Source organism: Neptunomonas antarctica (genome assembly GCF_001305295.1).
GTDB lineage: Bacteria > Pseudomonadota > Gammaproteobacteria > Pseudomonadales > Balneatricaceae > Neptunomonas > Neptunomonas antarctica.
On sequence record NZ_LJSI01000027.1, the window covers coordinates 85,365 to 106,117 of the forward strand.

The 20,753-nt window shown below is 46.9% G+C and carries 16 protein-coding genes; all 16 read right to left on the reverse strand.

All coding sequences use genetic code 11. The annotated features are described in order from the left end of the window. Positions 1–9 precede the first annotated feature (9 nt). A complete protein-coding gene (locus Nant_RS06170) occupies positions 10–780 on the reverse strand; it encodes a hypothetical protein (protein ID WP_054340768.1) in 771 nt (256 codons plus the stop codon). Positions 781–1,266: 486 nt separating this feature from the next. Then, on the reverse strand, positions 1,267–3,381 hold the full coding sequence (locus Nant_RS06175) for a methyl-accepting chemotaxis protein (RefSeq protein ID WP_054340769.1): 2,115 nt from the start codon (positions 3,379–3,381) through the stop codon (positions 1,267–1,269). A 328-nt stretch (positions 3,382–3,709) separates the two neighbouring features. Further along, the gene (locus tag Nant_RS21970; RefSeq protein WP_425319952.1) at positions 3,710–3,862 is read right to left on the reverse strand and encodes an NIPSNAP family protein; all 153 of its coding nucleotides are present in this window, start codon (positions 3,860–3,862) and stop codon (positions 3,710–3,712) included. Between the two features lie 115 nt (positions 3,863–3,977). Then, the gene (locus Nant_RS06180; RefSeq protein ID WP_054340770.1) at positions 3,978–4,547 is read right to left on the reverse strand and encodes an isochorismatase family protein; all 570 of its coding nucleotides are present in this window, start codon (positions 4,545–4,547) and stop codon (positions 3,978–3,980) included. Between the two features lie 103 nt (positions 4,548–4,650). Then, a complete protein-coding gene (locus tag Nant_RS06185; RefSeq protein WP_202904957.1) occupies positions 4,651–5,079 on the reverse strand; it encodes an ATP-binding protein in 429 nt (142 codons plus the stop codon). Beyond that, complete coding sequence (locus tag Nant_RS21880) at positions 5,070–5,168, reverse strand: P-loop nucleotide/nucleoside kinase family protein (RefSeq protein WP_202904958.1); 99 nt, start codon at positions 5,166–5,168, stop codon at positions 5,070–5,072. Before Nant_RS21880 ends, Nant_RS06185 begins: the two co-directional genes overlap by 10 nt. A 45-nt stretch (positions 5,169–5,213) precedes the next feature. Beyond that, positions 5,214–5,765, reverse strand: coding sequence for a GNAT family N-acetyltransferase (locus Nant_RS06190; RefSeq protein ID WP_238377079.1), 552 nt, complete (start codon positions 5,763–5,765; stop codon positions 5,214–5,216). A gap of 344 nt (positions 5,766–6,109) precedes the next feature. Further along, entirely contained in the window at positions 6,110–6,499 is a 390-nt protein-coding gene (locus Nant_RS06195; protein ID WP_054340771.1) for a hypothetical protein, read from the reverse strand. Between the two features lie 281 nt (positions 6,500–6,780). After that, on the reverse strand, positions 6,781–8,550 hold the full coding sequence (locus tag Nant_RS06200; RefSeq protein WP_054340772.1) for a GGDEF domain-containing protein: 1,770 nt from the start codon (positions 8,548–8,550) through the stop codon (positions 6,781–6,783). A 305-nt stretch (positions 8,551–8,855) separates the two neighbouring features. After that, positions 8,856–9,863 (reverse strand): hydrolase, encoded by a 1,008-nt coding sequence (locus Nant_RS06205; protein WP_238377080.1) that lies wholly within the window; start codon positions 9,861–9,863, stop codon positions 8,856–8,858. Between the two features lie 102 nt (positions 9,864–9,965). Next, positions 9,966–10,262, reverse strand: coding sequence for a DUF1840 domain-containing protein (locus tag Nant_RS06210; protein ID WP_054340773.1), 297 nt, complete (start codon positions 10,260–10,262; stop codon positions 9,966–9,968). A gap of 177 nt (positions 10,263–10,439) precedes the next feature. Further along, entirely contained in the window at positions 10,440–11,003 is a 564-nt protein-coding gene (locus Nant_RS06215; RefSeq protein WP_202904959.1) for a methyltransferase, read from the reverse strand. Between the two features lie 132 nt (positions 11,004–11,135). Continuing rightward, positions 11,136–12,023 carry a DMT family transporter gene (locus Nant_RS06220; RefSeq protein WP_076496065.1) on the reverse strand — a complete coding sequence of 296 codons (888 nt, stop codon included), beginning with the start codon at positions 12,021–12,023 and terminating at the stop codon, positions 11,136–11,138. 442 nt (positions 12,024–12,465) lie between these two features. After that, positions 12,466–14,268, reverse strand: coding sequence for a beta strand repeat-containing protein (locus Nant_RS06225; protein WP_054340774.1), 1,803 nt, complete (start codon positions 14,266–14,268; stop codon positions 12,466–12,468). Positions 14,269–15,125: 857 nt separating this feature from the next. Then, positions 15,126–19,268, reverse strand: a complete 4,143-nt coding sequence (locus Nant_RS06230; RefSeq protein WP_054340775.1) for a beta strand repeat-containing protein — start codon at positions 19,266–19,268, stop codon at positions 15,126–15,128. A 666-nt stretch (positions 19,269–19,934) separates the two neighbouring features. Next, on the reverse strand, positions 19,935–20,594 hold the full coding sequence (locus tag Nant_RS06235) for a TetR/AcrR family transcriptional regulator (protein WP_054340776.1): 660 nt from the start codon (positions 20,592–20,594) through the stop codon (positions 19,935–19,937). Positions 20,595–20,753: the final 159 nt, after the last annotated feature.

Sequence of the window (20,753 nt, forward strand, 5' to 3'; positions counted from 1 at the left end):
AATATTTGATTAGTTAGATATTTTTTGAATACTTTCTTTAGATTTTTTCATCTGTTCTAAAAATTGGTCTGTGATACTTTCTGCTCCATCCTTTGCCTTAAGAATTTTACTTAGTTTGTCATTAGTCTCTGTGACAGCCCCCATGACCTTTTCAACTTTTTTTAGTGCGCCTAGTTTTTCAAGCACTTCCCCCTGTTTTTCTTTTAAATCTACGGCTGAAGCCAGGTAACCTTTTATAGTTGCCTGAGATCTCTGTAAATCCAAAAAAGCACCATTAATCTCATTAACGACGAGCCTTTCTTGCTCAGCTACGGGCTTCAATAACTCTGCTCTCTTTTTGTTTATTTGACGCTGAGCTTCTTCAGACCAATCAAGCAATACTTGTCCCATTTTGCTCTTTTCATCAGTTACCGCTTGTTTAATGCCTTTTAGAACAACGCTTTTCTGTGGTTCTTCCAAATTATTGCCTTTCCATTTCACAGATACATCACTCTCATCAATAGAGCTGGTTATATATGCACCATCTAAATCGGAACGAAAGAGTTTATGCTTTACTGCTTTTGATAAAAATAATGGAGCCCATGTCTCATCAATAAAATCATTTACATCCTCTCGGATTTTTTCATAGTATAAATTAACAAATTTTATATGTGATTTATGTAATTCAGCAATTTGATGGCCAGTCACCTCAGATAACTCAACTGTTTCTTTTGGTGCTGATGCACATCCTGATAACACTACAAATAACGTAGTGACTAGAAACGAATTAAATATTTTCATTTTAATTTTATCCTTTGTTAGGAGGTACAAAAGGTCTTTTATCTTGAAATTTTTATAATTTATCGACCACAGTCTAATAACTAACATAGGCAATCTCACCAAAACAATCACCTACTTATGTCATAGTATAACGATGACGTCTATATGCCATAATCATTGCCACATCGCAGTCTTTATATTACCCGGCATAATAAGTAAGCTATTTGTGGTCCTCTATTCCCTTAACCATAGGCTAACAATAAATTCACATATCCAAAGCTGCACAATGCAAAATTATCTAATTTATTCAGTCAACGAATAACTGTTAGTATTTGATGATGTCAAAAATCGGTCCACCGTTTGTTTTTTCCACACATATAAGATTCGCCCCGCCAGCATAGTCAGCGGGTGCTACATGAGGCGCAGGAGATATCCATGCTATCGACAGCCTGTGTTTGAGCGGCTTTTCAGCCGCCATCAATGATATTACAGGCTGTGATCTATACGCTAAAATTTAAATTGGCAGATCAGTTCATTTTGCTCTCTTCCCATAGTTGTCATCTCATCACTCAACTTAGCGGACTCTTTGGCCAGGTCGGTCACTTGATCGGCAACACGGCGGATATTGTGCAGAGTCTGACTGATATCACCGGCGACCATGCTCTGCTCTTCTGCAGCCGCGGCAATTTGTGTTGACCGTTGGGTAATCTCTTCCACGGCACAGCCAATGGTATCAAACATGTTGCTGGCATCCTGAACCTGCAGGGCGGAATCTTTTGCTAAAGATGAGCTTTCCTGAATGCTGTTAACCACGGAGTCCGTGGCTTTTTGCAGGTTGTTTATCACAGTTTCAATTTCGCTGACTGACGTGGCGGTGCGTGCGGCCAGTGCTCTGACTTCATCCGCGACAACGGCAAATCCACGCCCATGATCACCGGCTCTTGCCGCTTCAATCGCCGCGTTGAGTGCCAGCAGGTTGGTTTGCTCAGCCACCGAGCGGATCACCAGCAACACGGTTGATATATTTTCACTGTCGGCCGCCAGCCCCTCCACCTGAGACATGGATTCCTGCATCTGTTGAGCCAGTGTTTCGATGTTCCTGGTAGTTGTTTTGATCGCTTGACGTCCCGCCTGAGAGGCTTGTTCTGCCCGATTAGATGCGTCTGAGGCGTGAACCGCGTTTTTAGCCACATCAACCGATGACTGGGACATCTCTTCAGAAGCGGTAGCGACCATCACAATTTGCTGCTGTTGTTGCTCTACTTCGTTGTTTGTCCTGAAGGCAAGCTTTGTTCCACTCTCGGATGTGACCAGCGCCACCTTAATGGAGCGAGCCATGCTCTCTATCATTTCTGCGAGCTGACTGACAAACTGGTTAAAGTGCCCGGACAGAATGCCAACTTCATCCTGCGACTGCACCATAATTCGCTGAGTCAGATCGCCTTCACCACTAGATATCTGTTCCAGTGCGGATGCTACCTGCCGCAGCGGTTTGGTAATGCGGATGGCCAGCCAGATTATTACCAGGGTGCCAAATAGAACGATCAATAATCCGGCAACGACAACGCCCATCGTCTGATTATTTTGCCCCTGCTTTAAGACGGAAATAACAGAATCGACCTGTTGCATAACATAGCTGGAAGGAACATCGATATACAATTTCCAGGTGGCGAGCTTATGCAGATTCAAGTGCCGGACCAGAGTATAGTGAGCATCGTTTTTTTGCGTTAAAGGTTGGTTTAGCTGGACGTCATCCGGTAGTAGGACAGTTACATTTTGTCCTGCAACTCCCTTTTTTTGGCTGTCAGCTACCAGGGTGTTCGACCCTGAAATCAGCATAACCCGGCCCTGACCATCAGCCAGTTTTCGGCCAAACGCTTCGACCGACGTCTGCATCTGCGACAGAGGCAGGTCTATACCTATCACGCCTACCAGACGATCTTCGAAATAGATGGGAGCCGCGACTGATGTCATTAGAGTCTGTTTGCCATTAACTTCATCGGTATAAGGATCAATAATGCAGATGGCTTTGCGTTCAATCGGACAGCTGTACCAGCTATTGTAAGGCTGCCCACTGCTGCTTGGCGTGGTATCGCTGATCATCTGTTCGGTGAGAACCTCTTGTACTGCTGCTCCTTTAGCGTCATGGGCCCAATACACGGCGAAACGACCCGCTTCGTTAGAGGCCAGATCATCTTCCCCTTTATGCTCGTCATCGGCACCATCAAGAGCTTTAGGTAGGAATACAGCGTAAATGCCCAGTACATCAGGATTGTTCTGCAGAGCTCCGGCAATACGTTGGTTGATGATATAGCGGACATCATCAGACGATGTATAAAGCGAACGAAACTGGGTACGCAGAAACGCTATATCACGAGCATAACTCGAGGTAGCCAGAACGTTTGATGTAAATAGCTGTTCAATACGCGTCTGTTCGGCATTGGCAAAGGTTTCCATCTTTTCCTGAGCTGCACTACTAAGGGCAGGCTCAATGGTTTGACGCAGTTGCTCAGACGTTGAATTGATTAGCAGGGTTGAAATGATTAGCTGGATGATCACCGTCAGGCCCAGTAAAAGCGCAACCGGAAGGGAAATTTTTCGGACTAAAGAGGCCCAGTTCATATATCACCTATTTTTATAACAAGCAGAAGATCCTCTTATCTATCGGGTGGGTATTCAATACCCATCATAGGGTATAACGAGTGACCATCATCGCAGGTCTAGCGCGCCGGCAGCGATGGACCTGCCCAGCCCATTCGCATAACGTTTAGCATAAGTAGTGATGCACTTGATGCATTTAATTTAACAACGGACGGAAGAAACTACGCTCGTAGCTCACCACGCAATGTGTCTCTTTTGCGTACTCAAATGCAGCCAAGCACTCTTGATCTTTAAATGAGTCTATTCGGTATTGCTCATACTCAGCCAAGCTTGGAAATGTAAACAAAGCTCAAGCAATGTTATTAGCGCCTTCAGAGGGAAGGAAGTAGCCGTGGTGTTGCCCGCCGAACTTTCCTACGAGGGGAATCCATAGTTTTGCATAGTGCTCAAACTCATTGACCTTTGCTGGGTCTATAACATAGCGCAAATAACATGTGACCAACTTGATATCCCTCTCTGACTTTCAAGTAACTTCTTTGCACGTTTAATTGCTTCTTCAGACATTTAATTTACACCAAACTCCTGAAATGTATAACGCGCGTTAACGGAACGCCTTGTTATACACAACTGAGCACTTCACTTGATGAACAGACCGTACAGTACTCATTATCCAAATTGCTTAAAAATGTCCAATGAACATCGTCGGCGCTTAGATGCTTACCATTAAGTAAATCTAAAGCGAAAGCTGCCGTAGCGTCATGTGGTACGAACACTTTAAAGCCAAGCGCACGCGCAATTCGTACTGTTGCATCGATTGAGTTGTTGGTAAGGACGCCGCATACCACTAACTCTGAAACACCATGTTCTGATAGGAACTGTTTCAGATCAGTGTCGATAAAGGCACAATTTTCACGCTTCGTGACAACGTGTTCGGTAGTTGCTGGTAGCACTTGGCTTTTAAATGAAAAGTGCTCAGATGACGAATGATAGGGCGAACTTTCGGATGTTGAAGAGTGGCGAACATGAACTACAGATAAGCCGCTACTCCGCCACGAAGCCAGCATAGTTGCCATGATCTCTTCGGCATTTACATTATTCCTCTCATGATCAGAGAAACAATCAATAGCATCTTGAACATCGACAATGATCAGTGCTGGATTTTTCGACTCAAACATAAATCCTTCCATGGTGTATCACCGGGCCAGCGGAGTGGAGCTATTTTTGTGGTAAAAGAGCGAAGCGAAACCACAAAAATTGTGCAACGTAGCTGGCTCCACGTGCATGGGCTTATTAGATATTTTCACGCTCATTTAAAGCAACAAATAGACTTTGAATAGAGTCATCTATAGAACTTCTAGCCGTATCTACAACTATGCGATCTGATCTCCACGGGTGGTATTCACGATCTACCACGCATTTCCAGCTGGTCGATTTCAGCCCTGGAACTTCAGGTGCTCGTGTCTCGACACGCCTCCTATGCTCGCTGACGTCATAGCATATAACTTCAATATTTACATATTCGGAGCAAGCAATAACTACAACTTCATTCCATTCGATACGGCTGAGCTCTATAGGATTACACGAATCAGCAATGACACTATTTCCTAAAACCAAATTATCTGCTGCGATCCTATATGAAAGTCTGTATCCCTCACCTTCAACTTTGAAATCGCATAAGTCTCGAATAGCTTGCTCTATCGTATCTATTCTTAGAAACACAGCCCTGTTTTCTTGGCCAATTCTTTTGCCAAGGTCGACTTCCCTGAACCGGGCAATCCGGAAAATATATATAATGTCGAACTCTTCATCTCATTTAACGCCAGCCATCACGCGCTTGTCGCGTGATGGCATTGTTATGCAATGTTATGCAATGTTTCCCATTGCTTCTGGGTCAGACGGTATAGCCTTACTGAACGACAATGGAACTCCAACTCATCGAAGCTGGAAAATCCCGCTTTCTCAGCGACTTTTAATGATGCCACATGCTCAGGCTCTATGATCACGACCACTGAATCGACTAGTCTCTTTCCGAAAGCATAATTCAGAACTGCTTTGGCCGCCTCAGATGCCAGCCCCATGCTCCAAAAGCGCCGGGCAAGTCGATAGCCCAAGTTGATTTCCTCAACCTCTGCAACCATTTCTGGTCCAACGCTGCAAAAACCTATAAATTCAGAAGATTTTTTGTCTATTAGTGCCCATGGCCCCACACCATGTGACTCGTAGCAAGCTAAACACCACTCAATGAACTTGCGAGTAGCGGCTTCATCACAAACGCCAGTAACCGAGTACTTCATCACGTCAGGATCGCTGAGAATTTCGGTCAATGCGGGAACATCCTCGAGGGATAACCGCCGTAAAATCAACCTCTCTGTTTCACAAATCTGCACCATAGCCTCCCTGTGCATAACAGCTAATTATAAAGACCGGGGCCTTATAACTAGTTGGCCCCCTTAACAAGGAAAACAACATTAAGACTCGTGGAACATAGTTTTATAAATCAATAACTTGAAGGCGTAATGAGTATAACGTTGATTGACAAATGAAGCCTCCGTGCTCTTGCTGTTATTCATTCCTTTATCATGAGCGCAAACTACTTTCTTTAAAGATCAATAAGTTAACACTTTTTTCCTTGTTAAAGGGAAAGGGGTCCACTGAACAAAGGCTGCAGAACTACCGACAGCCTCAACACCTTTGTCCAGTTGAAATTTTGGTCTACGCTCCATTTTGTGAATAGATTGTATAAGCCTCGTTACTCAACCTTAGCACCATAGGCCTTCAATTTATTTACGTCATCAATTTCAATGGCAATACCACCAACAAAGGGCGCCGCCCACGAAAATGCAGCAACAGTTCTGCCACCTTTAACGTTTATAACTGCATTGGCGCCAACTTTTCTCGCTTCTTCGGCTAGAAGAGGATACAGGCTTTGAACACTGCCATACCCTTGGCGATCATTTGCTTTGACGTGACCAATAACCCTATAGCCTACACTCTCAGGAACGGTGGCTGTTGTCATGTATATTTGTCCGCTAACGCGTTTACTTTCAGACACATGGGGAACAGATGATGAAGAAACTGATGCACAACCAGATAAAAAGAAGACTATGAAAGCGGCACACGATACTAATTTTATATACACAAATATTTTCCTTTTGATTGATGATTTCTAACGTATTACAGCTAATTATAAATCCCATAGCCTCACAACTATTCACCCCTTTAACAAGGGGAAAATCCATAAAGCACGAAGAATATAATATTATAAATCAATAACTTGAAGTACACAGGAGTGTTGTCGGCTGACAAATGAAGCTTCCATGCGCTTACCGTTATTCATTCCGTTGCGATGATCATAAACTACTGACTTTAAAGATCAATAAGTTATCGATAAATGGGAGCCCCACTTATTTGAGCCCTCAATCACGCAATATGACAATTATTCCGTCCATTATTTTTGGCAATATACATCGCGCTATCGGCTCGTGTTATAAGCGCATCCAGGCTTTCAATCCCGGCGTCAAACACACTAACCCCAATACTTATTGTAATGCGGCTCTCTATTTGAGGAAGCGTAATTTCACTCACTATATTACGAAGTCGTTCAGCAATCAGCGTGGCTTGGGTTGCATCGGTCTCTTCAAGCAGCACCACGAACTCTTCACCGCCAAACCTTGCCGGCAAGTCCGTTTCCCTACACATTTTCCGAATACAGCTCGCTACCTTAATTAAAACGGCATCACCAATAGCATGTCCGTATTGATCATTAAATTGTTTAAAATTATCAATATCCAGCATCAATATAGATATACAACGTTGATAACGTTTAGTTTTACTGAAGACTCTTTTTGCTTCGAGGTAAAAAGCGCGACGGTTCATTAATGACGTTAACGAATCCGTTGATGCTATCCGTTTGAGTTCAGCCGTTCTATCGTCAACTTTTTGTTCCAATGTTGCATTCAGCTCTTTGAGCTCTTTTTGGACGACAGCAAAGTGTTTCAACGAAACGGCAACCATGGTGATGGAAAACAGGAGCAAACCCACGGCGATGGGCATCCTTGTCCAGGGAATAAAACTGTGCGCTACACCCATATCAATAAGTAAAAAAATGCTGAATATCGCGAAAGTGGATATTAGTATTTTTACCACCCCGCTAACCTGCTTAAATTGCATAAATGTGTTAACAAATAAAATAAGCAGACTCACCGTTAATAAAATATCAAACAGTAAATACATGGTCGATAGCTCAGCTATCCCTGTAAGCGATCCGCCAATAGCTAAAATGACGAAGACGAGGTGAAAGATCCAAACCGCCTTAATGACTTTAGTAAATTTCCATCGGTGCCACGAATCAAACAGCATGGCCATGGCAATGGGCAGAACAAAATAGGCGGTAGCAGCAAGATAGTCCCACAGTAGCGGAGCATTGATAAGAAGTTGCTTAGCCTGACTTTGCGCAAACAACATGACACTCGATGCAAACGTAAAAAAGGAAATGAGTAAGAATGACTGCCTGTTCGACTGAACGAAGGCAAAGATTAAAGCCAAAAGGGAAATCAACAAAGACAAGCCACTGACGACTATATCGGTTAACGAATTGTCGATAACATAACGGAGTAAATCTATTCGCTCCATCAGCTTAACCTGACCCCACAAACCGATGTCCGTAGATGAAGAAAATATCCGAAAGTAGATCACTTTACCTGCAAAATCATTAGGCAAAGCAATCATATGCCACGGCCACCCTTCAAAGCGTCCCTGTCCATTTTGATCAAATGAGCCGTAGTGATAAATTTGCTGTCCATCGATATAGACTTCGGTAATCAGGTCGACACTATAAATATAAATAACAGGGTCGCGCCATTCACCGTTGTCTGACAGAACTGTTCGATACCATACGTTTGTCTTTCCCTTTCGGCCGGGTGGATTAGAAGGAAAATCAACGTTTTTCCACTGAGCTGAATCCGACTCCCCCACTGTCCATTCTGGAATACCATTCGCAGTAAAAGGGGAATCACCCCAGCGATATTGCCAATTAGAGTCAATATTTTGGGTTTCTCCCTGGGCTGCAACAAAACAAGGAAGCAAAATAAGGGTAAGGCAGGTTACGACATGCAAAATACATCGTCGAAATAAATGAAATGGATTAACTGATAATCCTGATCGGATACCTTTATGATAAAAAAAAGACAATCTTAAATCCTTTTAAGTAGGGCCAAACCATCTTAGACAAACATCTTATGAAAATTATTATCTTATTTTTCAACAGACTGGAGCAGTTTTAATTTATTTAAAACTCATGCCAGTACGCCTCTACACATGATGTTTTTCACCATCATTATAAGGATAGCAGATTTTCCAGAGCAGACCCGGTATACAGGTTGCGCTTTAGCTACCGAAAGGCAGATAAAAAATCACTCAACATATCCAAAGCAGAAAAATGCAAGACCAGCCCACTAGACCCTCTCAAAAAATACCCATTAGTTAATGAGTCTCTTTTAGTTTAATGATTCACTCGGCTCTATATGTTCGTTATTTATTGTCAGAAAATGGATAATACGCTGCTCTAGATAGAAGCGTGGCTTAAATAGAGTACCACCATCTATAAAGCCGACATGGCCACCATGTTGATGCAGTTCATAAGTCACATCTGCAGAGAACTGGCTAGCTGAGGGAATCACATCTGCATTCATAAACGGATCATCAGCAGCATGTATCACTAACGTTGGCCGATTAATTTTACTTAAATAGCCAAGCCCGCTTGCCTTGGCATAATAATCATCGGCACCCTCGAAACCATGCAGTGGTGCAGTGACCTGATGATCAAACTGATAAAATGTTTTCAGTGTGCAAACTTGTTTCAGTGTGATGGCGGCTTGATTAACAATCGTTCGATTATTAAATTTATCGGTGGCCTTCTGCCGGAGCTGCTTAATCAAATGCCATTGATAAAGAGTCGAAAACCCTTTTTCCAGCCGTTTGGCGCAGGCTGATAATTGCAAAGGCGCCGAGACAACAACGGCGCGGTCTATGGCGCTATTATCGTGCAGCTCTCCAAGATATTTGGCCAATACATTACCGCCTAAGCTATAACCGACAGCGTTCAGTTTTGCTTGAGGAAAATGCTGTTGGAGATACGCTAAGGTAGCGCTAATATCCTGAGTATCCCCACTATGATAACTACGAGCCAAACGGTTGGCTTCGCCAGAACAACCACGATGATGATGTACAACAGCGCATAAGCCTGATCGGTAACAATCCCGCAGTAAGCGGCGCACATAGTGGGAATCAGAGCTACCTTCCAGCCCGTGCAAAATAACAACAATGCTGCTGGCGTTACAGGGATCGCCTAACCAATCAAGATCGATAAAATCACCATCGCTTAATTCCAGACGTTGACGCGATAGCGCTGGGGATTCAACCTTTGTAAGCACAGGTAAAATCGTCTGCACATGTGGATTTTTTGCCCACCAAGGGGGTGAAAAAGGTCTCATCAAGTCTGTCATAGCTGCTTTTCTTTTTTGTGCAAATAGCTGATCCCATTTATCAAAACGCTCGCACCTGCACAATTAAGCTTTGCCGGAGCATAAGACGACCCTCGTTTAAAATCACTCCCACATGACGTTAGATTCTGCCTTCGCTGCAGCAGCAAGAAGATCAATCAGCGGCAGCGCCCGATTCGCCATATTCACCTCAACCTCCTCTGCGTCCTTATCCGGAACGGGCGGTGGCGTTGTACCCGCATCAATCGCGGCGGTTAACTTGCTCAGCGCGGCAGGTACGTCTGCCGCCAGGATCGCGCCTGGCACGGTGGCGCTGTGGCCCATCATCTTAAGCATAGCAAGCGCTACATCGCCAAACATCGTAATACTGCCATAGGCATCGGTTGTAAAAGTCACCAGCATGACGTACTCCTCGAATATATTAGTGTATAAAGATTTTTTACTGCACTATTTTTCAATTAAATCATTTACGTCTTTAATAATGTCGCTGCGATGTGCCGCTAATTCTAATTATTCAATCTGCGCCATACTAATTCACCTTGGTCAGCGTTGATCTGTAGGTACATGCTAAGACATTACTTACCTCCATTCATTGCGACAACGAGCAGAATAAAGGTAATAGTCTTTACATAGGTGACCTCTGGCATTCTTTGAATAAGGCTTATCGTCATTATTATTCTGCGGAGTAAAAGTGCACTTTGGCTGCCAATGATATACGTAAATCGGAGTTTGGTAGACATCTTTAAGTCTGATGACTTTTGTAGGATGGCATGAAGGTAAAGCGAATGTATTACTCACAATGAGAATCTCATTGAATAACTCGCGGTCCAGTTTTTCATGAAGAGTAACCATACCTTCAGGGAAAAGATAACAGAATAGAATAGAAGCATGACTGAGTTCAGCATTCTTAAAATCTTTGCGATAGAGAGTAAGGTTATCCAGACGTAAACTATATTTCCGGATTATTGAGACCAACCATGGCAACCAGGATAATTCGTAGCCGAGTACCTGTTGGTGTGGGTACTTACGGGCAACAGCGATAACCAGCGTTCCCCAACCAGAACCGAGATCAATTAAAGGTCCATTGGCAGGCCTATCGATGGAAGTAAGCATGGCTTGGCAAGCGCTGTCTGAGCTCATCATGGGGGAAATACCCGTTTGCAGCGTGCTCCAAACAATGGATAAGGCAGTGAGAAGGACGAAAACAAAAAGTATTAGCTCAAGAATATCCATGTTAACGAGGATCCTGGATCTGTTGAATGTTCATGATTTTATTCAATCAGCAACCCGCTTGCGCGTTAGCGCTATGCCTAAAATTATTAATAACATCGCCGCCAGGCTGTGCCATTCAATTGCTTCGTCTAAAATAAGCGCGCCAGTAAAATACGCCACGACAGGAATCACGTAATTAATGTACGAAAGAAACGTAGGACCTGCCGTGGCGATAACTGCAAACAAAATAATGGTGGCAAACGCAGTCGGGCCGATACCCAACCACAATACGGATAATGTGGCCTTTAAAGAGTAGCTTTGTTGCCACGGTAAATCTTGCCACAGCCACAATGGCACTATAGCGATGCTGGAAACTATCATCACGCCAGCCGCCGTTACAACAGGGTTATAGGAGGGCAATCGCCTCACCAAAATGGCATTTATCGCATAGCTAAAAGTGGCGAGCAAAATCAGCAGACCACTCAGTAAGTTACTGTGAGTTCCCACTAACGACGGCCAAAGCACAACCGCCACGCCAGTAATACCCAACACAAATCCGAGTATTTTAAAGCGATTGAGGTTTTCCCCTGACACAAAATAATGTGCCAAAATCATTGTCGCCAGCGGCATAAATGCCATCAATAATCCCGCAATGCCCGAGCTAACATCCTTCTGACCTATGGAGATCAGAAGAAAGGGTAACAGGTTGCCCATAACACCCAGCAGCAAAAACACCGCCCAAGCCAACGGGTCGACAGGCAAACGCAAACCCCTGGCATATATAAAAATAATTAGGATGACCGCTGCAACCAACACTCTAAGAGAGACTATACCCACAGGGCTAAAGCTTTGCAGTGAGACAGCGGTAAACATAAATGACGTACCCCACAGCAGCATGAGCAGCAGCAGAGAAAGCCAGTCTTTAACAGTAGGAGTGTAGTTGTGAGTCATGTGTTTGCATCGATTAGATAAATGGGGACAGAGTACATTTTTCTTAGGCCTACCCTTTATACCTTCTTTTAACCGTCGGCCACAAAGCGTTTCCAAATTATCGACAAAGCAATCATTGCCTAAAACCAAAGTGACCGGTACTTCGCCTGACGCTATGCCGGATTATCATCTAGCTCCACGTACAACTCATGCGGAGCTAATAAAGAGCTTTTACGCCCCAAGCAGTTACATTAATAACTTGACCAAACAGGTTTTAAAAAGACGGGGCTAGATAAATATACTCGGACCCCGTTTACTAAATGCATTGGCTGGAAACGCAACAGGCCCACGGTGCAAAGGTGCGCTGTGGGCCTGCGATTAAGAAGAAATGTGAGGCCTTAGAAGAGGAAGCGCGTCAATTTGGCGCGCTTGCAGGGTAATACTGAACGCATCGCCGATATCATCACATCAGGAAATCATCGACACTGAGGTTGGCGTCCGCTATGCCAATGAACGTCAGAGACTGGGCGTCATTTGTCGTTAAGACAGTGTTTCCGTTGTCTATTTGCGTAGTCCATGCTGTGTGATCGACCACATCGATATTGTCATCGACGTCAATTTCCCAGTTGTTGATGGTTGTATTGAACACTGTTCCCAGAAAGGTCACGCTGTCTTGATCTTGGTCACCGACACCAAGGTCTAGAGTCAGATTATTAACATTAGATCCGAAAATAAACGTATCTGCGCCCGCGCCGCCGTCTGCGGTGACAGAACCACCTTCGATGCCCGCGTTGTTCCCAAAGGTGATCGTATCGTTGCCGTCGCCGCCCTCTGCGATGGCAGTGCCGTCAACTCGGCCCTTGGTGTTCGGCCCAAAGGTGCGGCCCGCGCCGGTCCCAAAGGTGATCATATCGTCGCCCGCGCCGCCCTCTGCGATGGCAGTGCCGCGGTTGCCCGCGTTGGCCCCAAAGGTGATCGTATCGTCGCCCGCACCGCCCTCTGCGATGGCAGAGCCGTTTTGGAGGGCCGCGCCGCGCCCAAAGGTGATCGTATCGTCGCCCGCGCCGCCCAATGCGATGGCACGGCCATAATCGTAGGCCGGGGCATGGCCAAAGGTGATCGTATCGTCGCCCGCGCCGCCCTCTGCGGTGACAGAACCACGATGCATGGCTACCCAATCGCCATATTCGATTGTTATTCCCGGCACGACGGTTAGGTCGATCTCGTCACCATCTACGATGACGTTCAGGTTTTCGAACTGGCTCGCCGCAAGACCAGAGCCGAATACAAACGGATCAGAACTCCCGCTCGCCAAGTGATCTTGGTAATCCGCAATGTCAGTTTGAACGTCGGCACTGAGCCATTCCGCTGCCGTAAACTCCAGCGTCAGCGTATCAACGCCCGCGCCGCCCTGATAGACATCGGTCGCGCCGGTGTTTGTGGCCATTGTATAGATGGCTTCGTCATCACCGCCGCCAAGATTGACGGTATCGCTGCCCGCGCCCGCGTGAACAACGTCGGTGCCGTCGCCTGTCGTGATGGTATCGTCGAAACTGCCTGAGGTTATCTCGAAGTTCTCAACGCCTGTGAAGGTCGCTATGCCTAGTCCGGAGATGTTCCCAGCGTAACTACCAGCAGCCGTTCCCGCCAGAGCATTGATGCTAACAGCACTGGTCGCCAAAGAAAGATCCGCGATCAGCGTGTCGCTACCCGCTCCGGCAGTAATTGTATCCGTGCCACCTTTGATGTGGATCGTATCGTCTCCAGCACCGGTGATGATCGTATCAACATCAACACCCGAGTAGACAGTGTCACTTCCGGCCCCGGTTGTGACCGTGTTGGCCCCGTTTCCGGCATGAACTTCGTTATCGCCGTCACCCGCGGTGATCGTATCGACACCGTCACCGCCCCAAATTTCGTCATCTCCAGCCCCGGTTGTGACTGTGTTGGCACCGCCGCCCGCCGTAATCGTATTACCGCCTCCAGCTAAACCACCTGTGGTGATGGTATCGGCACCGTCACCGGTGGTGATGTTGTTTATGCCAGATGTCGCAGTAATCGTGTTCGCGCCAGCGCCCGCATTGATCGTGTTATTTCCGGATGTAACAGTGATCGTGTCCGCGCCAGCACCGGCATTGATCTCGTTGTCACCTGAGGTACCCGTGATTGTATTCGCGCCTTCGCCGGCATTAACAGTCGTGCTTGCGGCCGTAAAGGTTACCGTGTCAGCGGCAGCGGTTCCATCGATAGTATTTTCAGTAGGCATTATGTATTCCTCAGCGCAGGCAACGAGAGAATTTTTCATCTCTTACGGGTACGCATTTAAGATTTGTTGGATATATAGTTATTGTTTTAGATACTTCAGCCATTCCATTCATTAAGTCTTTGTTTCATTGTATTTCTAACAAGGCTACAAGGTTATAAGCAGGGGTTATGCCAAGATAATAAAATTGAGTTATTTCAATCGGATAAAAACCCCCGTTGGGCTAAAGCACTGGAAGTGTAAAAAAAACTGACACTTATAGCCTGTCTGGCCACTATTCCTGGTAATAGCGACTGAATAATCTCGATTGATTAAGAATTTTGTGTCTTTAGTGACTTTTTACTAATAATAAGTGTAAAAAAAACTGACGTTAGAATGGTTTATCGGGCCACTATACTTTTTCATAACGACTAAAAAGTAGCGCTTATATTCAGCGCAGTTATGCTTGCTTATAAACATATTATTGTTATGGAAATACTATTTTTTGTATTGATTATTTTAGATAAAATTTTCAGATAATAGGGAAAGTTTATTTTATTCGTTTAGCTAATTGACTAGGTGAGTATAAGAAAAAAATGCCCTTTTCTTGACCACCACACAGTGAGCAATCTACCGCTTTGCTAAAGGACAAATAATAGGTTTACTATAATGCGCGCAGCGATCTGGCGCAGCATTGTCTTAGCTTGTCAGGTGATTTACTAACCGCTTTGACGGAGGCGGGTTAAGCGCTGCTCAACTTGCAAAATGTTATAGCAATTATGTCGACGCACAAAGGCGTTAACTGCCTTGGCTGAAAACGCAACAGGCCCACGGTGCAAAAAGTGCGCTGTGGGCCTGCGATTGAGAACGAGTACGCGATCTTAGGCGAAGATAAAATCGCTACTATCAAGGCTCGCCACACCGACAACGGATACGGTATCGCCTGCGCCAAAGTCGATGACCGAGGCTTCGGTTCCGACATCGATGGTCAGTGCGTTGAAGTCCACGAACCCGTAGCCGGAGACATCGATGATATCGACACCTTGCTCAAAGTCGCTGATCACATCGTTTCCGCTGCCCACTTTAAAGAAGAAGGTGTCGGCATTCTCGCCACCGGACAGAATATCGTCGCCTGCACCGCCGTTGATAAGGTCTTCACCGACCCCGCCTGACAGCCGATCATCGCCGGCCAGTCCCACAAGCACATCCGGGCCATTGTGGCCGATCAGAATATCGGCATCGTTGGTTCCTGTCAGGCTCGAACCCGGAGGGCTAAGATCTGCGCCCCAGAGCGAACTTTCGTAATAGCCCGAGAGAGCGAAGGCGACAAAACTTCCATCGTCGCTGATGGAGGGGTACGAATTGTCGGGATAATTGCTGTAATAGTCTGGGTCATCGATTTGGATGATGTCGCCCGTCTGCAGGTCTTTCACGAAGATATCGGAGTCACCACCATCAGCATCCGTCACACCATCGATCAAGTTAGACGCATCGCTGGCAAAGGTCACGAAGCGCCCATCTGCTGTCACTTCGGCACCCCCGGTATAGTCATTCGACGCAACACCGCTCGCGCTTTCCGAGACAGTCGTGATGACGCCCGTCGTCATGTCCTTGGCGTATATCTGGCCGGATCCCGAACCGCCGAAATTCGTCGCATAGCTCGTAAAGACCACAATGTTTCCGTCCGCGCTCAGGGAAACCTCTTCTGAGAAACTGTTTCCTCCGACCCCGGCAACCTCGCTGACCCGGGTTGTCACGCCCGTGGTCAGATCGCGAACGAACACGTCTGTTTGTCCTTCGGTGTCGCCTGCGACCAGATCGCTAGCATGGCTTGCAAACGCCACGTGCGTTCCGTCGTCACTGATCTGCGAGGAATAGCCGGTGCCGCCACTCACGCCCGATAGGTTTACGGATACCAGTTCGGTGATACCCGTGGTCAGGTCGTGAACAAATAGGTCACTGGTTGTATCGGTATCATTCGCAGTCAGATTGGATGAGCGGCTGCTAAACGCCGCCTTGGTGCCATCCGCGGACAGGGTCACACCGTTAGAGGAGCCATTCCCCAGCGTGCCATCCGTGGCCTTCGAAACCAGTTCGATCGCGCCAGTTTCCAAGTTTTTCACGAATACGTCTTCTGTTCCGTTGGTATCGTCAAGTACAAGGTTATTGGCATAGCTGTTAAACCCGACAGATGCTCCATTCGCACTGATAGAGGGCCCGTAGGAATAGCTGTTCGCAATAACACCGTTTGCGTCACGCGAAACAAGTTCAACCTCGCCCGTCTGGCGGTCTTTGACATAGACCATAGACTGGTATGGCGACTCGCTCAGCAGGCCTACGCCATAATAATCGTCATTGGAAAACGCGACCAGATTACCGTCGCCACTGACCGAAGGGTTATAGCTTACAGAATAAGATGGCGTGTTACCGTCGGCATCTGTATCTAGCTTCTGCATGGGGTCATCACGACCGGCCGTCTGGACATTGATCAGTTCCTCGGAAACGACCGTGGCACCCTCCGTCACGGTGACGCTTGCCACTGTGGTTACCCCGGAATCGTATTCGCCGCGCAGGCGGTAAACATCACCTGCGGTTGTGCCAACGACATCTGACGTTTCGCCATTGCCCCAGTCAATCTGAATATCCTGACCGGTGCCCGGCGCGGTTACGTCAATCGCGACCTGATCGAAATCAGTGGCCAGACCTTGGTTTGCGATAAGACTGGCAACGTCCACTACTTTGACCGTGCTGGGCTGAACTTCGTAATAATCGTAGACGTTATAGGTTACAGTATTTCCATCACTGCTTATGCTGAGATCACCAACGTATTGTCCTGATGGAACATCCTCGGAAATCATTAGCAAACTTCCGCTCAGAACATCTTTTATGTAGACCCGCCCATAGTTGGCTTCGGGATCAGAACTCAGATTGGACGACGAACTTGTAAAGACAATAAACTGTCCGTCATCACTTATTTTAGGGGAGTTAGCATCGAATTTTACGCCGTCTGAATCTGTCGAGACATGCAAAATCTCGCCCGTCAGCATGTCTTTTCGGAACACCTGGTTGTTTCCATTGTAACTGTCCGCGACAAGATTGTCGGCATAGCTGCCCATCACCAAATAGCGGCCGTCAGCGCTTATATCGTGAACCCAGGTGTTGTGGTTTCCAAACTCCCCCGCCTGCGTAGTCGAGGCGACGGTGATGGCACCTGTGCCCAGGTTCTTGACATAAACGTCCGCCCTGCCGTTTATATCATTCACGTCGAAATTCGTGGCCTGTGAGGTAAACGCCGCCCATTCTCCGTTACCACTGACGATGCCGTCATTGGAGTGTCCATTGCCTTCGACACCCGTTGAAGAGGTTGAGGCGCGAACCAGGTCTCCGGTTGCCATATCCCTTACAAAGACGTCCACAACATTGTTCAGGTCATTGGATACTAGATCTGAGGCACGTGAGTTGAAGCCAACCTTTGTGCCATCATCACTTATCGAAACATCATTTGAATTTTGGTTTCCGCTGCCTCCTGTGGAGCTTTCGCTCACACGTGTCAGGACGCCGGTATCAAGGTTCTTGACAAAAACATCTTGACCGTACGACCCATTGTTGTCGCCTGGGATAGCCGTGCTGTCACTGCTGGAGAACGCAACCACCCGGCCATTGCCACTTACAGCCGCTTCACCAAAGTAACCGTTTAGTTGCACCCCGGCTGCGGTTTTTGAGACAAGCGTAACAGTACCTGTCTCCACGTCAGTGACAAAAAGGTCACGGTCTCCGTTTGTATCATTAGGCACCAAGTCAGTGGCATCACTCAAAAACGCAACGGTGCCCCCGTCAGAGCTTATTGACGGTTTGGAATAGGCGGTACCGCTTGTATCCACGGTCTGAGCACTCGGCTCGATATCGTCCAGGGCGAAAACATAGTTACTTGGCGCGTAGTCACTCGGATCCAATTCAACCCCGTCCACAATAACACTCAGCGCTTCAAATTCGCTCGCGTCCAGACCAAACGCCTGGAACTGGAACACTGCAGAATCCGCCTCGCCTGACGCGTTGCCTGCTTGATCAGCCAGAAACACTTGATAGCGGGCAATGTCAGCCTGAACGCCAGCACTGAGCCATTCCGCTGCCGTAAACTCCAGCGTCAGCGTATCAACGCCCGCGCCGCCCTGATAAACGTCGGTCGCGCCGGCATTGTCGGCCATTGTATAGATAGCTTCGTCAGCGCCGCCGGCAAGATTAATAGTATCGTCGCCTGCGCCCGCGTGAACGACGTCCGTGCCGTCGCCCGTCGTAATGGTATCGTTGAAATCGCCTGAGGTTATCTCAAAGTTCTCAACGCCGGCAAAGGTCGCGATGCCAAGTCCAGAGAGGTTCCCCGCATACCCAGTGGCAGCCGTGCCCGCCAGGGCATTGAGGCTAACAGCACTGGTCGCCAAAGAAAGATTCGCGATCAGCGTGTCGTTATCCGCCCCGGCAGCAATGGTATCCGTGCCACCCAGGATGTGGATCGTATCGTCTCCAGCACCGGTAGTGATGGTATCGATATCAACACCCGAGTAGACAGTGTCACTTCCGGCCCCGGTTGTGATCGTATTGGCGCCGTTGCCAGCATGAACCACATCATCACCCGCACCTGTGGTGACGGTATCGACACCACTGCCGCCGGTTACTGTGTCGTCCCCGGCCCCGGTAGTGATCGTGTTGGCACCGCCGCCCGCGTTAATCGTATTACCGCCTCCAGCTAAACCGCCTGTGGTGATGGTATCGGCACCGTCACCGGTGGTGATTTCGTTTATGCCAGATGTCGCAACGATCGTGTTCGCGCCAGCGCCAGCATTGATCGTGTTGTTTCCGGAAGTGACGGTAATAGTATCAGCGCCATCACCAGCGCTGATCACGTTGTTACCTGAGGTACCCGTTATGGTATTCGCGCCTTCGCCGGCATTAACAGTCGTGCTTGCGGCCGTAAAGGTTACCGTGTCAGCGGCAGCGGTTCCGTTGATAGTATTTTCAGTCGACATTATCTACTCCTTAAACGTCGGCAGCGAGGGCAATGCGTTATCTCTCGCCGGGTATGCATTTAATATTTGTTGAGGCTATAGTTATTGTTTTAGATACTTCAGCCATTCCATTCATTAAGTCTTTGTTTCATTGTATTTCTAACAAGGCTACAAGGTTATAAGCAGGGGTTATGCCAAGATAATAAAATTGAGTTATTTCAATCGGATAAAAACCCCCGTTGGGCTAAAGCATTAGAAGTGTAAAAAAAACTGACACTTATAGTCTGTCTGGCTACTATTCTTGGTAATATCGACTGAATAATCTCGATTGGTTAAGAATTTTGTGTCTTTAGTGACTTTTTACTAATAATAAGTGTAAAGAAAACTGACATTAGAATGGTTTATCGGGCCACTATACTTTTTCATAACGACTAAAAAGTAGCGCTTATATTCAGCGCAGTTATGCTTGCTTATAAACATATTATTGTTATGGAAATACTATTTTTTGTATTGATTATTTTAGATAAAATTTTCCAATAATATGAAAAATTTATTTAGCTAATTGACTAGGTGTGTATAAGAAAAAAAACCCTTTTATTGACCACTACATTGAGATAAACCCTAGGGGTAAGGTCTTAAGATTAATGCTCAATACAAGACCCCTAGGATTAATTCAGCAGTATAGAATCAGGCGGCAGAGAGCGGGTCTGTAGTCTGGTGACGCGCCATAAAGCGGGCTATTTCGGCGTCCGTCGGATAGCTTGCGGTCAAGCTCTCCACGTAATCCGGTATCCGTTTCAGGCGCTCTGCCATAGGTTCTTCCACCATCATCGAGATATAGCCTACCTGGGTATAGTAGGCGGTACGTGCGCGGGTTTCGGACTGCTGCGGCGTAAACCCAAAGCGTGAAAACATCTCCCCTATTGCGGTTAATCGCTGCCGATCGTTCTGCTCCATCAGCGTCTTAAGGGCTGGCGTTTGCTGGGCCCAGTTACGGATCGCAAAGTCCATCCTGGCATCAAATAGTTGTGGGTTAATCCAGCAGTCGAACAGATTGAGTACCGCCTCGTTGATCGTCTGGGCATAACGTTCGGTCTGTGCCACCAGCTGGCCGGTGTTCTGTCTCTCCCAGCGCTTTATCAAGGCATCGAGCAGCGCGTCGCGGTCCGCAAAATGCCAGTAAAAACTGGTACGCGACAGGTTCAGTGCCTTGGCCAGCGGCATCACCTTGACAGAGGCGACCCCGGATTCAACCAGCAGGTTGTAAGCGGCATCAAGCCAGAGATCTTCGGATCCGCGCCAACCGCTCTGTTTGGGTTTGGGTTTGGGTTCGGGTGCTTTTTGCATGGTTTATCAGGCACTCATTAGTAAGGTATTAATACAGGTATCGTCTCTTAAAGAGATGCTATTTAAGTAAAATAATAGCTAAAAACGACACTGCAGACAATTATATTGACACTAGTGTCGATTTTGCTAATGTTCGAATGATCGGTAAGGCTGTAGCGG